Annotated in this window: 14 protein-coding genes; 4 read left to right on the top strand and 10 right to left on the bottom strand. The window is 56.6% G+C overall.

What is annotated here, in order from left to right:
• Positions 1 to 157 precede the first annotated feature (157 nt).
• The 10 genes from C7S18_RS09500 to C7S18_RS09455 form a co-directional block, all read right to left on the bottom strand.
• Entirely contained in the window at positions 158 to 1129 is a 972-nt protein-coding gene (locus C7S18_RS09500) for a transposase (protein ID WP_106891336.1), read from the bottom strand.
• A gap of 583 nt (positions 1130 to 1712) precedes the next feature.
• The gene (locus tag C7S18_RS09495; RefSeq protein WP_106891335.1) at positions 1713 to 2051 is read right to left on the bottom strand and encodes a transposase; all 339 of its coding nucleotides are present in this window, start codon (positions 2049 to 2051) and stop codon (positions 1713 to 1715) included.
• 155 nt (positions 2052 to 2206) lie between these two features.
• The gene (locus C7S18_RS09490) at positions 2207 to 5275 is read right to left on the bottom strand and encodes a TolB-like translocation protein (protein ID WP_106891334.1); all 3069 of its coding nucleotides are present in this window, start codon (positions 5273 to 5275) and stop codon (positions 2207 to 2209) included.
• A 216-nt stretch (positions 5276 to 5491) separates the two neighbouring features.
• A complete protein-coding gene (locus tag C7S18_RS09485) occupies positions 5492 to 5995 on the bottom strand; it encodes a transposase (protein WP_106891333.1) in 504 nt (167 codons plus the stop codon).
• Positions 5996 to 6090: 95 nt separating this feature from the next.
• Positions 6091 to 6459, bottom strand: a complete 369-nt coding sequence (locus C7S18_RS09480; RefSeq protein ID WP_106891332.1) for a transposase — start codon at positions 6457 to 6459, stop codon at positions 6091 to 6093.
• A gap of 107 nt (positions 6460 to 6566) precedes the next feature.
• Positions 6567 to 7409, bottom strand: a complete 843-nt coding sequence (locus C7S18_RS09475; protein ID WP_106891331.1) for a hypothetical protein — start codon at positions 7407 to 7409, stop codon at positions 6567 to 6569.
• 383 nt (positions 7410 to 7792) lie between these two features.
• Positions 7793 to 8017, bottom strand: a complete 225-nt coding sequence (locus tag C7S18_RS24710) for a transposase domain-containing protein (protein WP_106891330.1) — start codon at positions 8015 to 8017, stop codon at positions 7793 to 7795.
• A 262-nt stretch (positions 8018 to 8279) separates the two neighbouring features.
• On the bottom strand, positions 8280 to 9251 hold the full coding sequence (locus tag C7S18_RS09465; RefSeq protein WP_106891329.1) for a transposase: 972 nt from the start codon (positions 9249 to 9251) through the stop codon (positions 8280 to 8282).
• 84 nt (positions 9252 to 9335) lie between these two features.
• A complete protein-coding gene (locus C7S18_RS09460; RefSeq protein ID WP_106891328.1) occupies positions 9336 to 9755 on the bottom strand; it encodes a hypothetical protein in 420 nt (139 codons plus the stop codon).
• A gap of 247 nt (positions 9756 to 10002) precedes the next feature.
• Positions 10003 to 10293, bottom strand: a complete 291-nt coding sequence (locus tag C7S18_RS09455; protein WP_146151843.1) for a hypothetical protein — start codon at positions 10291 to 10293, stop codon at positions 10003 to 10005.
• Positions 10294 to 10305: 12 nt separating this feature from the next.
• Between C7S18_RS09455 and C7S18_RS09450 the strand changes: the two genes are divergently transcribed.
• Genes C7S18_RS09450 through C7S18_RS09435 form a run of 4 tightly spaced genes read left to right on the top strand, consistent with a single transcriptional unit; the run spans position 10306 to position 14045 of the window.
• Positions 10306 to 10878, top strand: coding sequence for a hypothetical protein (locus C7S18_RS09450; RefSeq protein WP_106891326.1), 573 nt, complete (start codon positions 10306 to 10308; stop codon positions 10876 to 10878).
• Positions 10875 to 12263 carry a 7-cyano-7-deazaguanine synthase gene (locus C7S18_RS09445; RefSeq protein ID WP_206208005.1) on the top strand — a complete coding sequence of 463 codons (1389 nt, stop codon included), beginning with the start codon at positions 10875 to 10877 and terminating at the stop codon, positions 12261 to 12263. The genes C7S18_RS09450 and C7S18_RS09445 overlap by 4 nt, the downstream gene beginning before the upstream one ends.
• The gene (locus C7S18_RS09440) at positions 12245 to 13444 is read left to right on the top strand and encodes an ImmA/IrrE family metallo-endopeptidase (RefSeq protein ID WP_206208004.1); all 1200 of its coding nucleotides are present in this window, start codon (positions 12245 to 12247) and stop codon (positions 13442 to 13444) included. The genes C7S18_RS09445 and C7S18_RS09440 overlap by 19 nt, the downstream gene beginning before the upstream one ends.
• Positions 13419 to 14045, top strand: a complete 627-nt coding sequence (locus C7S18_RS09435) for a PIN domain-containing protein (RefSeq protein WP_106891324.1) — start codon at positions 13419 to 13421, stop codon at positions 14043 to 14045. The genes C7S18_RS09440 and C7S18_RS09435 overlap by 26 nt, the downstream gene beginning before the upstream one ends.
• Positions 14046 to 14252: the final 207 nt, after the last annotated feature.

Here is a 14252-nt window from a genome sequence, read left to right as displayed (position 1 = left end):
GACTGTGCAGATTCGGGCCGCAGCGAAATGCCCGACTCGCAGCTGTCAGCGAAGTAGGGCTAGACGACAGTCCACGAACTGGCCTGCGAGAACGCAGCCGTGCTCGGTGCACTCCAGTTGGAGCTTGCGTGGATGATCAAGAAATGACCGGTGAAGGTTAGAAAGCCGTGGCTTGCCAATAGGCCTGGCGTGCCAGTCTGTATCCCACCAGCCAATGCCGATGCGTATCGCGCGCGAACTGGATGAGTCGGTCCAGCGCGCCCATCGCGGTGACGCGGCGCGTCCCGAAGCCACGGACTTGGTCGTCCCATTGCTGGGGTTCGATCTTGAGTTCTGCCAGGATGGATCGGGTGCTGGCGGCGATTCGGCTAGACTTACCTCGGTGCCATTGGCGACCAGTGTCGTCCACCAGTTGCAGATAGGCCTTGTTACTCAGACTCAGGGCCTCTTGCGGCATGCCGGCGATCGGCCGAACGGGTCGGAATCGCAGCAACTCTTTCGCGCGAATCTTGACGATGCGTTGGTAGACGCCCGTGTGCTTCGATTCGACGATCTTTTCAGTCATCTTCGCCCGAATCGGGTTCAAGTCCGTGTAAACCATGGCCGCTAGCAAAGCGCGTTCGTCAACTAAGGCCTGGGCTTTGAATCGGCCTTCCCAGAACCGCCCGGTACAGTCGTCCTCCTGGTTGGCCTGCCGGGCAATCGGCTCGGCGAGGCTGCGCATGAACCAGCTTAGACTGCGAAGGCGATCCCGATACGTTGCCACCCGTTCCGGCGCGGCCGCGATGTTGGAAATACGTGCCTGTTGTGCCTCCGGATCGTCGGAACCCGGGAACACCCTGCACCAGCGCCGAGCGACCTCTTCATCCGACCAATCCTGCGCGGCCACCGCATCGACCTTCAGCACCACATGCAGATGATTGCTCATGACGGCATAGGCGTAGATCGAGACTGAATAGGCCTCGGCTAGCGCCATCAGCCGATCCTCGACCCACTGGCGGCGGTAGTCGTAATTCTTGTCATTGACCTTGTCATAGCCACAGAGCCATGCCCGCCGGACACAGCGACTGACGCAGTGGTAATAGCCTGAGCAGTTGGTCGGAACAGTTCGTTCGCGCGCTTGCGGCATGCTGATCGCCTTCCTTGGCGGGGAGTTCCGGTGATCTTGCCAATCCTCAGAACCCGGCGCATTGGCTGAAATCTGAGATTGGGGTCAGAAATTTCTGAATTGTTGGGTGTCCGGTATGGTCTACCGGGGCGACCAAGTAATTGGAGTGGGCGGCTCCCAGATCGTGACGCAGAGGTCGACATCGAAGATGTAAGTGCTAGTGAGTTGCCCGCGGTTCTCTCGATACTGCAGATGATTTCAGATGAGCGCGTCGTTTTTGACGAGACAGCCTACGAAGAAGAACTACGGAAATTACGTGAAGCGAACGAACGTGCGAGACCAAGTAACCATGTCGATGAGTCCGCAAGCGACGACAACGGTGGGCTAGAATCAGTTGAACGTGATCCACGGTATGCATGGCTGAGTCTTCGTCTTCCTATCGGGCGAGTCAAGCCTGCTGACTACGTGCAACAAGCACTCTCAGACCTTCGGGTGGGTGCTTCATTGAGCCTTGCGCATTCCGGAGACTCATGGACTGTTCAAGTGATTAACTACGATCGCCGAAGGTTCGCCATACTGACCTGCAACGATTCTGGCGGCGAGATCAAAGTTGTCTTTGCAGGGGCCGGGTCTCTTGACTGACGGCATTTTGGCGGACATCCATGTATGTCGCCTCTCCACCCGACCAATCCTGCGCGGCCACCGCATCGACCTTCACCACTACATGCAGGTGATTGCTCATGACGGCATAGGCGTAGATCGAGACTGAATAAGCCTCGGCCAGCGCCATCAGCCGGTCCTCGACCCACTGGCGGCGATAATCGTAATTCTTGTCGTTGACCTTGTCATAGCCACATAGCCAAGCCCGCCGGACACAGCGACTGACGCAGTGGTAGTAGCCTGAGCAGTTGGTCGGAACGGTTCGTTCGCGGGCTTGCGGCATGCTGATCGCCTTCCTTGGCGGGGAGTTCCGGTGATCTTGCCAATCCCCAAGATCCGGCGCATTGGCCGAAATCTGAGTTTGGGGTCAGAAATTTCTGAATTGTTGGGTGTCCTGCGTGGTCCCTACTGTAGAGCCCCACGGGGCTTGTCGTCGCTCTATTCGAAATCGTCGGTAAGAAGGACGGTTGGGCCGTCAACGAGAAACAGATCCTGAGCGCCGTTGCCGTCGTTGATCGTTGGCGACAATTCCTCGCCGCTGCTGACCATCAGGATCCGACCCTCAACGTCGATCCGCACCGGAGCGGAGCTGCCAAAGTTCTGGGTTTCGCGGATTGTGCGATCAGGGCGTCGGGAAATCAGGCGAATGGCGCCAGTTTCCTGCGAGTAGACAAAGGCATCTCTAGTACTGTTCGAATCCAGATCCTGATCTAGATTGGTCGCTTCGCTCGTGAGACCAACCAGATCACCGAGTGGGCTGATGGACACGACCGATGTTGCACCATTCGCCGCGCTCGCGGCATTGCTTTGCGATACAGAAATCATTCGAGTCTGGTCGGTCTGGGAGTCGTACACAAATGCGTCTGACGCAAAGTTGATATCGGACATGCCCGCTACAAGATTGCTCGCCTTGCTAGAGTAAGCCAAGTAACGGCCATCACGGGACATTCTTGACGCCAGGGTTTGTTCATTGCCGGCTCGGAGCGGCTGCCCTGCTGCGTGACTGATGAGCTTGATGGATTGATCTTGCCGCTGATACAAGAAGAGATCGTCCAGCTCAGGATTGTCAATCATCCCTGTCACCAGATCAGTGGCATTGGAGAGGAACGCGATACGACTTGCGTCTGCCGACATTGAGCTGAACTTGACGTCGCCAAAGCTCGCGGCGGAAAAGTCCGGTGTATGGGAGATCAGGCTGATGCTGCCGGAGTTCGCATCAAACAGGAATAGGTCCATCTGATTGTCGAAGTCGGTAACGCCGGAAACCAAGTCAGTGGCCTCGGATCGGAACACCACCCAACGACCATCAGCGCTGATTGCCTGACCATCCGAACTCGCGTTGGCGGCCCTTGCTCCCGTGATTGATCGCGTCACGAGGCGCATGGTGGCAGTCTGGCGATCAAACAGGAAAACATCCCAATTTTGATTGTTGTCTTCCGTTCCGGCTACCAGATTGCTGGCATTACTGTTGAGAAGCAAGTAGCGGCCGTCATTGCTGAATCCAACGGGCGTGGTCGCTGCGTCTCCCGTGATATTGGGTGCACCAGCGGCAGTCGACACGAGTTGTACCGAGTTCGTGTCGCGGTCGAACAGGTAGGTGTCGAGCATTGCATTATTGTCTGAAAGGCCGGCAATGACCTCGTTCGAGTCGGTGGCGTAAGCGGCATAACGGCCCGAGCCGGATAGTGCTGAAGAGCTGCTCGCGCTGGTGGTTTGCCCGCTGTTGCCAAATCGTCTGCTGACGAGCTTTGTAGTGCGCGCAACGCGATCGAACAAGAACACGTCCGGGCCAGCGTCGTCGCCAGACGTGTTCTCGACGTTCACGCCGAATGAATTGAACAGCACCCATCGGCCATCGTCACTCATTCCGGATAGGCCGGCAGATGCGCTAGGCGCGGTCACGACCGAGGAGCTCTTACGGCTCACGAGCGAGAGCTCGCCGGTCTGAACGTCTTTGACGAACACATCGGCCTTGCCGCTTGGATCGGTGGCATCGGCGACGAGTTGCCCGGAGAACGAATAGAAAGAAATGTAGCGGCCATCATTGGTGACCGAGCCAGCACGAGCACCAATGCCGTCGGCGGCGGTCTCCAAGGGCAGCCCGGCACGGTGTGAGACTAGACGGGTTGTCTCGTTGATGCGATCAAACAGGTAGACATTAGTGCGCGGTGTACCGTTGTAAACGATCCCCATGCCGAGGTCGGTGCCAGAGCTCTCGAACAGAAAATACCGTCCATCGCTGGTCGCATCTACCAGCGTGCAGTTAGAGGATGAGGTTTGTGATGGATGGTCATTTGCGCGGGAGACGACGAGTGTCGCCAGCCCGGCGAGGTCTCGGGCAAACAAGTGTGTACCGCCCGTGTGATTCTGATCACTTACCAGATCATTGGCAGAAGAGCTGAAGCCAATCCAAGATCCGTCGTCGCTGATCGAGACTGCCTGAGACGCTTGATTTGCCGAGACTGTTGGACTTCCATGTGCTGCCGACACCAACGTGTTCGTGTCGGTCACCCGGTTCCATCGATAGACATCCGACGCCGCGTTACCGTCGCTGACGCCAGTAGCGACATTGGTAGCGGCGCTTGTGTACGCAGCGAAATTGCCGTCGGCTGAGAGGAAAATAGAACTGACCGCACCATTGGCCGTTTGCGCGGCGTTGTCGGCCGAATGCGAGATTAGGGTGCTGATGCCTGTTGCCCGATTCCAGAGGAACGCATCATAGGTACCATTGCTATCAACCACGCCCGCAACGACATTGGTCGCAAAGCTCAAGTAGGCCACATACATGCCGTCCGCGCTGAACCCGCCAGACATCGCATAGCCGTTGGCCGTGATGCCGGGCGTTCCGGCTGCATTGCTGATCAAGGTGACCGAGTTCGTTTCGCGATCATAAAGAAACAGGTCGTTCTGAGCATTTGTGTCAGTCGTTGCGAGATTCGTGGCATTCGATTCAAACAGCGTGAACCGACCGTCATGACTGATCCCCCGGGGAACGGAAGCGCCATTTCCCGTTTCGGTTGCCGCTGCGATCCGATGCGACACCAACACGGACTGGCCGCTCACGCGATCGAACAAGTAAACATCGGCGACGCCATTGCTGTCACTCACGCCTGGTACAATGTCGGCTGCAGTGGATTGGAAAAGGATCCATCGACCATCCGGCGTCATATCGGCCGGAAATGATGCACCGGATGCCGTTCGACCCGGTTCGTTCATCCGCCGACTGACCAATTGCCAAGATTGATTCGTTCGGTCGTGTATCAGCACATCGCTGCTCAGATTAAGGTCAGTCACACCAGGAGCGAGATTGATCGCCTTGCTCTGTGCGAGCACGAATCGACCATTCTCAGAGATGCTTCGTCCTGTTCCGGTATGAGTATCGACGCCTGTCGTATCAGCGTTACCTGCGCGATCGACCAGGAGTGGCATCGGTGTCTGGGCATTGGTCCAGCCAGGGCTGAGCAACGTTGCCAGAAATCCAATCGCAGGAAAAAGGTACTTGTGCATCGATTCGCTCCAAACTCAACCGAAAATTCTACCGAATCTGGCGCATTCAGTCTTCGCACGGGGCAAATCCGCGCAAACGAGCCGTGATTGGTCGGGGTCGCACCCTGTCGTGGCCGCATTGATTGACGGGAGATCGCGCGAGTGCCAGCAATTTGGAGCTCGGCCCGGGAAAAAATGGACGTCCACGGTGGGGTGGCCCTCATGGGCAAAGGTGGCTCAAGCGGGCGTCGCGGCGAGGGACTTCGTGGCTCTGCGGACATCCGCGCAATCAACGCGATTGGTCTGTCGGGCAATCGGCTCGGCGAGGCTGCGCATAAACCAACTCAAACTACGCAGGCGATCCCGATAGGTTGCAACCCGCTCCGGCGCGGCAGCGATGTTGGAGATACGTGCCTGTTGTGCCTCCGGATCGTCGGAACCCGGGAACACCAGGCACCAACGCCGAGCTACCTCTTCATCCGACCAATGCTGCGCAGCAACTGCATCGACCTTCACGACCACATGCAAATGATTGCTCATGACGGCATAGGCGTAGATCGAGACTGAATAGGCCTCGGCCAGCGCCATCAGCCGGTCCTCGACCCACTGGCGGCGGTAGTCGTAATTCTTGTCATTGACTTTGTCGTAGCCACATAGCCAGGCCCGCCGGACACAGCGACTGACGCAGTGGTAAAAGCCTGAGCAGTTGGTCGGGACGGTTCGTTCACGCGCTTGCGGCATGCTGATCGCCTTCCTTGGCGGGGAGTTCAGGTGATCTTGCCAATCCCCAAGACCCGACGCATTGGCTGAAATCTGAGATTGGGGTCAGAAATTTCTTAATTGGTGGGTGTCCGGTATGGCCGGCGTCGAGCCACCTCTTCATCTGACCAGTCTTGCGCGGCCACCGCATCGACCTTCACTACCACATGCAGATGGTTGCTCATGACGGCATAGGCGTAGATCGAGACTGAATAGGCCTCGGCCAGCGCCATCAGCCGATCCTCAACCCACTGGCGGCGGTAGTCGTGATTCTTGTCGTTGACTTTGTCATAGCCACATAGCCAGGCCCGACGGACACAGCGACTGACGCAGTGGTAATAGCCCGAGCAGTTGGTCGGAACGGTTCGTTCGCGGGCTTGCGGTTTGCTGATCGCCTTCCTTGGCGGGGAGTTCAGGTGATCTAGCCATTCCGCAAGACCCGGCACATTGGCTGAAATCTGAGATTGGGGTCAGATACTTCTGAATTGCTGGGTGCCCTGTATGGGTCCCTCCTAGCTCCTCTGCGCATTGTTCGTGGCACTTTGAAGATCGGCTATTGCCCCATACTGAAGGCGGGCTCGGCATGAGCATTTAGATACTCTTGAACCATTTCTCGAAAGTGCTCCTGCTTGGATTTGTCCCCAAGTGTCTCCGAAGCCTGTTTGTCTGTCGATATTTTGTGGGCAAGCAGGAAGTTCAATTTTGAGGACTGAGACTGGCGCAGCGCCTCAATCTGTATTGCGCCTGAGTATCCGGCAATAGGAATTGCCAGAAGGATTGACAGGAAGTACCGCTTCGTCGCTCGTTGCCAGTTGGAACCAAATTTCCAACTCGCTACACAGACTGCGAGTCCTAATAGCAAGTAGAACTTGACATTCGCAATTCGATCACTCGAACTTGCCCATCGTTCCTCATGATAAGCCCAGGGAAATCTCGTCTGTCCTTGGGTTTTTGCCTCAAGCAGTGTGATCTGCTGATCTACCACCAGATAAAGCGTGTGTGGGTCGCTCGCAGCTGGGTAGAGCGACCAAAAATCAGCCAACTGATCTGCCGGAAGGGACTGGAACATCAACGCTGGCTGGTGATAGTAGAGCTGCCCTGGAAGTTGATCGCCTATAAAGCTGATCAGTCGAGCCAACGACACGACAGCGAGAAGTGAGCAGAATAGAACCGCGACCGGCACCAGTTTCAACATGCCTGATTCTCTCACGAAGGCGTCCTCCGCAAGGACTGTGGGCGAACCGATATTGGTAAGAGCCTTTTCGAGCAATTTGGCTATAGCGTCTTTTCCAAGCAAGTAAAGAAGAAAGATGGCGAGGAACACCGCCTGGGAGAGTGAGGGGATGAGCGCGTCAAGGAAGCTGCTGATCGATTGTGGCAATGCAACGAGATCCATTGTTCCTCCAGGCAAAAATGACGTTGAATTGGTTCGCGCGATTCGAATGGCTCTATTACCACAAAGTGTTTAGTAGCGTAATGAGCAGCACTTTCGGTGGCTCCACAAGGCGCGATAATCGTAAACAGCCACTCGCCCCTGGCTGCCGGTCCGTCTCACGGTATTGTGCCCTCGCAGGGACGGGAATGATCTTGCCCCGGTTTCCCTGACACTTCGTTAAGCAGCTTTTGACAGCTCAAGACCAGTCGCGGTGAATTGGTGGACATCCGAGCAATTCGCCGGACCTGCATCGCGAGGCGATGTTGCCGCGATCGGGATTCGAGTGAGCAGACTCGCGGTCGAGTGTAAGCCTCCAGCCACCGCACCTCCCGACGCGCTTCATCTCATACTTGCGCCGGCTTCCAAACCGGCGGCAGTAACCCTGCAATTTGCTCAGGTGGCGTGACGGGGATTTGTTCGAGGATGTCGGCGAGGTAGGCCATCGGGTCATGGCCAGTGGCCTTTGCGCTGTGCACGAGGCTCATTGTGTTCGCGGCGCGTTGACCGGCTTGGGGTGAGCTGGCGAACAGCCAATTCTTCCGGTCGAGCGGAGACTGGTGGACATCCATGTACTTCGCCAGGCCGCGCGCGGCACGGCGATGTTTCCGTGATCGGGATTCGAGTGATCAGACTTCGGGTCGAATCTGCAGTGCGCGCTTGCCAAAGGGGACTAAGACTGTGCAGACTAGGGCCGCAGCTAAGTGCCCGACGCGCAGCTGTCGGCGAAGTAGGGCGTGACGATTTCCCACCGAATGGCCTGTGTTAACGCAACAAAGCTCATCGCTCTCGAGTTGGACCTCGCGTGGATGATCGAGAATGGGCCAGTGGCGATCAGAACGCCATTGCTCTCCAATAAACCCGGCGCGCCAGTCCATACCCCACAAGCCAGTGCCGGTGCGTGTCGCGGGCGAACTCGATGAGTCGGTCCAACGCGCCCATTGCGGTGACGCGGCTCTTCCCGAAGCCACGGACTTGGTCATCCCATTGGTGGGGTTCGATCTTGAGTTCAGCCAGGATGGATCGCGTGCTGGTGGCAATTCGGCCAGACTTGCCCCGGTGCCATTGGCGGCCGGTGTCGTCCACCAGTTGCAAATAGGCCTTGTTGCTGAGACTCAGGGCCTCCTGCGGTATGCCTGCGATCGGCCGAACTGGTTGGAACCGCAGCAACTCTTTTGCACGAATCTTGACGATGCGTTGGAAAACGCCAGTGTGCTTCGATTCGACGATCTTCTCAGTCGTCCTTGCCCGAATCGGGTTCAAGTCGGTATAGACCATGGCCGCCAGCAACGCACGCTCGTCAACTAAGGCCTGGGCTTTGAATCGGCCTTCCCAGAACCGCCCGGTGCAGTCGTCCTCCTGGTTGGCCTGACGCGCGACCGGTTCTGCGAGGCTGCGCATAAACCAACTCAAACTGCGCAGGCGATCCCGATACGTTGCCACCCGCTCCGGCGCTGCAGCGATGTTAGAGATACGCGCCTGTTGTGCCTCCGGATCGTCGGAACCCGGGAACACCTGGCACCAGCGCCGAGCCACCTCTTCATCGGACCAATCCTGCGCGGCCACCGCATCGACCTTCACCACCACATGCAGGTGATTGCTCATGACGGCATAGGCGTAGATCGAGACTGAATAGGCCTCGGCCAGCACGAACAGCCGGTCCTCAACCCACTGGCGGCGGTAGTCGTAATTCCTGTCGTTGACCTTGTCGTAGCCACAGAGCCAAGCCCGACGAACACAGCGGCTGACGCAGTGGTAAAAGCCCGAGCAGTTGATCGGAACAGTTCGTTCGCGCGATTGCGGCATGGTGATCGCCTTCCTTGGCGGGGAGTTCAGGGGATCTTGCCAATCCCCAAGACCCGGCGCATTGGGCGAAATCTGAGATTGGGGTCAGAAATTTCTGAATTGGTGGGTGTCCTGTATGGCCGGTTGGTCGGAACGGTTCGTTCGCGGGCTTGCGGCATGGGGATCGCCTTCCTTGGCGGGGAGTTCAGGTGATCTTGCCAATCCCAAAGACCCGGCGCATTGGCTGAAATCTGAAATTGGGTCAGAAATTTCTGAGTTGGTGGGTGTCCGGTATGGTCCCTCCACATGCAAATGATTGCTCATGACGGCATAGGCGTAGATCGAGACTGAATAAGCCTCGGCCAGCGCCATCAGCCGGTCCTCAACCCACTGGCGGCGATAGTCGTAGTTCTTGTCGTTGACCTTGTCGTAGCCACAGAGCCAAGCCCGCCGGACACAGCGGCTGACGCAGTGGTAATAGCCTGAGCAGTTGGTCGGAACGGTTCGTTCGCGCGCTTGCGGCATGCTGATCGCCTTCCTTGGCGGGGAGTTCAGGTGATCTTGCCATTCCGCCAGACCCGGCGCATTGGCTGAAATCTGAGATTGGGGTCAGAAATTTCTGAATTGTTGGGTGTCCGCCAAGGCTTCCCACCAAGACGCCGAATCGATGTCCGTGACCCCTTGCCCGCTGACCAGTGCGACTGTCGTCAACCAGAAACCAGATCAAAACCAAGGACTGCAACCTAACCGCGACCATCCAGCCCTCAACGAATCACTGCATGCTGGTCGGCGGGCGACATAGGCGCCCGCTGATCGCCCAGCATGCTCCGCATCCATCAATCCCCGGCGACACCGATCCGGCACGGATGGTGTTGCCCGCAAACTGCAAAGTCACCTCAAGAAAATGCAGATCCCGATCAAAAACCTCTTGACTTTGTCGGGGCGTCCATCGATGTCCGGCAAGGTCGTTCTTGACTTTGTCGGGGCGTCCATCGATGTCCTGCGTGGCTCCATTTGGATAGAACTTGACATTGTCAGATAAAAAGTTCACCATACCTGACATAGGAGGTGTGCCATGAGCGACGGCCCTTTTCGCAGTCTGCCCCTAGCAAGACACTGGAGGGAGCTTGCAAAGCTCGCCGAAAATGGGAACTACAGTCGCGAGGACCTTGCCGACGCAGCGTTCACTGCGCTTGAGAAAACGTGGCGCAAGGACGTGCCTGCCGCTCTGGTGGTCGCTATTCACGGTCTGTTCCTAAAACCACAGCACCGGCTATTTGCAAGTGATCGCGTTGAAGAGGTCGAAGCGCTGTCGGACCTTGCTGCGGGCCGCCCGCTAGGACGGCTCCTGATTGAGCATGCCGCAATGGTTGTACAGGAAGGACTTAGTGGTGAAATCGGAATGATTGAAGCCACTCAGAGAACCGTGGAGGCTTGGGAAGCTCGCACGTATCGTCAGATCGAAGAGCACTACATTCGCGAGGCTCCGCCCAGCCTTACTCGAAAGGTTCGGGAACGAGTCTGGAACGCGCTTGCAGATGGAGACCGACGGGCGTTAGCTCGGCTGCTTTTTTCGCAACAAGGTAGAGTGAAACGCCCATCTCACGCCAGAAAACACGTCGGTCTTGATGAAGGAGTGGCGCTGTGAAGACCAGCCACAAATCGACCCCAGACATGAAACCACTGGCAAGTCTTGCAGTCGATGTCCTTGACGCCGGCTCTCGTCCTCGCGCGGGGCGCACCCCGTGCCATATCGGAACTAACCTCACTTTCACGACCGAGCTTCTTGAGAGCTACTGCTTACGAGAGTGGGAGCCGATCATTTACGACGCGCTCATAGTAATGGGCGCCGTAGAGTTCTGCGATCGCATCTTTCGCCGGCCAGTCCAACATTGGGGGCGGGAGATCGAACTCCGAATTCCTGTTCACGAACCGGAACGTTGGAATGCAAGCGAAGTCAGCCGAGCACTCCACGACGCGTTGTGCTTTGTTACGGGCGATCGATGGAGCCTATCATTCATCGCACGCCGAACGCCGTTCACCTTGCCGAAACAAGTCCCAATCCCCATAGCGAGCGACATTGATGCAGTGATTCCATTTAGCGACGGCCTTGATTCGTGTGCCGTGGCAGGACTAATGCACAAGCAGATGGGCGACAGAATGATGCGCGTGAGACTCGGGACCAAGCGCTTCTGCTCGCCGGAGTCAACCGAGAAGCAACCATTTACTTCGATACCCTATAAGGTCAAGCGAACCAACTCCAAGTTTGTGGAGTCGTCTGCTCGGTCACGTGGTTTCAAGTTTGCCATGGTCAGTGGACTTGCGGCATACCTCGTGCAGGCGAACAGGATCATTGTGCCAGAAAGCGGCCAGGGTGCACTCGGGCCCGCACTTGTCCCAGTCGGCCAAACTTACGAGGACTATCGAAACCATCCGATGTTTATGTCCCGCATGGAGAAGGTGTTGTTCGCGCTGTACGGGCGCCGTATTTGCTATGCGTTTCCGAGGATTTGGTATACAAAGGGAGAAACCCTCGATTCCTTTGTCAAAGAGTGCTGTGATGGCCCAGCTTGGGCAACCACTTGGTCTTGTTGGCAACCAAATTACCAAGTTTCGGTTGAGCACAAGAAGCGACAATGTGGAGTCTGCGCCGCATGTCAGCTGCGACGAATGAGCGTGCATGCAGCAGGTCTCTCCGAAAGGCCCGATACTTACGTTTGGGAAAACCTCAAGGCATCTTCTTTCAATGAAGGAGCGGCAGGCGGATTCACGCATGTGTTGAAGGCTCAGTATCAATACGCGATCGCGGGCACGCTCCATCTCGCTGAGTTATCTGCCCTGCAGGAGGATCAAATGAACAATGGAACGATCAAACTTGCAGCGTCACAGTTGGCAAAGGCACTTTCGCTCACTGAGAGCGAGGCTGGTGCTCGACTTGCACGGCTATTGTCTCAGCATAAACGAGAATGGAATGGATTTCTTGATGCGCTTGGTGAGTCATCGTTCATCGTGAAATGGACCAGAAGGTCATGATCGGCACGACGCATGACCCTATGCCGCTCGCAGAGATTGGCGAACGCCTTCGAATCGCGCGCGAGGTTGCAAGACTTACTCAGAAAGATGTTGCTGACGCTATGTCGATCGCTCGAACTACCTTAGTTGCGATCGAGCGAGGGCAAAGACGAGTCCGAATAGCTGAGCTTCAACAATTCGCGAAACTCTATGGCACTTCGGTAAATGCGCTTCTCAGGCAAGAAGCCGTGCATGTCGATCTTGCGCCCCGATTTCGTAAGCTAACCGATAACAACCAAGTAGCAGCCCAGGCAACTGCTATCTTGGCCGATCTCGCGCGCGCGGAGGTCGAGCTCGAAAATCTATTGGGTGTCAAGAGGGCTCGAAACTATCCGGCGGAGCGTCCGATCTTGCCTGGAGATGTCAGGGTCCAAGCAGAGCATGACGCAGCTGAGCTTCGCCAGAGGTGTGGTTTGGGTCAGGCGCCGGTACACGATATTGTGACCTTTCTTGAAATGGAACTCGGGGTCCGCGTATATGTTAGGCGTGTCGACGGCAATGTGTCGGGCCTATTTGTGTTCGACGATGTGCTCGGGGCTTGCATTCTTCTAAATGCCAATCATCCGCGCGCACGGCGTAACCAGTCTGGCGCCCATGAACTTGGACATTTCATATCGGTTCGCAGGGAACCCGAGATACTGCATCTGAGTGAACTGGGGAACACGCGCGAAGAGCGGTATGCTACTGCATTCGGAATTGCGTTCCTAACCCCAGCGAACGCGATAAAGCAGAAGTTTGGTGAGGTGACTGCAGGATCGTCGCAACTAACCCGCAGGCATGTTATCGTTTTAGCGCACTACTTCGGGGTGTCGCGTGAGGCAATTGTGCGCCGGCTTGAAGACCTCAGTCTAACCAAGAAGGGAAGCTGGGATTGGTTCGTAGCGAATGGAGGCATTACGGATACGCAAGAGCGGCAAGTGCTAGGCGATCTGCAGTTGCCCGATCTTTACAAGGGGGCTGCCGATCGCCCAACGACGCTTCGCCTTAATCTGTTGGCCGCAGAGGCCTACCGACGCGAACTCCTCAGCGAGGGGCAGCTCGCGCAGCTCCTGAACTTGGATCGCGTTGAGTTGAGGGGGATGCTTCAAGATGTTGAGATGCTGGAGGACGAGCCCGATGGCGCTCCAAAGCTCCCTCTCTGATGGCGACAAAGTCGTTGTAATGGACACTAGTGTCGTAATTAATCTGAATGCGACAGGCTGCGCGGAAGCGATTTTGAAAGCACTACCTTTCCGCGCGGTGGTAGTGGATTTGGCTGCCCATGAACTTCAGAATTGTCACGCAAACGCAAGACGCGATGCAGACATGCTGGCTGGTCTTGTTCGAATTGGGCTTGTCGACATTGTGTCGCTCAAAAGTGAAGGGTTGGCTATGTTCGAGAGTCTTGTGGTAGGAGTCGCTGCCGATACCCTTGACGACGGCGAAGCCGCAACTGTCGCGTATTCAGCTCAGGAGTCAGCTGTTGCGGTGGTTGACGAACGGAAGGCGATTAGGCTCTGCTCCGAACGGTTTCCCAATATCCGTCTAGTCTGCACAATGGATCTAATTGCCCACTCGGAGGTTCAGGACCAACTCGGCGGTCATGCGTTGGCAGACGCCGTTTTCGGTGCGCTGATCGGTGCCCGTATGCGTGTGATGCCTCAGCACATTTCAAGCGTTGTTGATCTCATCGGGTTCGATCGTGCGATTAAGTGTCCGAGTCTTCCAGGAAAGCATCGCGGTCACGGCGCCCAGAATTCATAGTGCCCGAGCCGATCGTTGCTGTCTTGCAACTCCCTAAACTTGGTCGCAGCAAATCAACTGGCTGGTTAGGTCCTCGGATTCTGAAATTTGGCTCAGCGATTTCCGAATGGCACGGTGTGCATTAATTTCGCGTTCGGTGTATGTCTACGTGGCAGTTGTTAAAAAGCCACCCGATGAAGGGTGTCCCGAAAGCTTCGGCAAGATCAG

Origin of the sequence: Ahniella affigens (assembly GCF_003015185.1) — a bacterium.
Lineage (GTDB): Bacteria > Pseudomonadota > Gammaproteobacteria > Xanthomonadales > Ahniellaceae > Ahniella > Ahniella affigens.
This window is presented reverse-complemented; position numbering and strand designations above follow the sequence as displayed.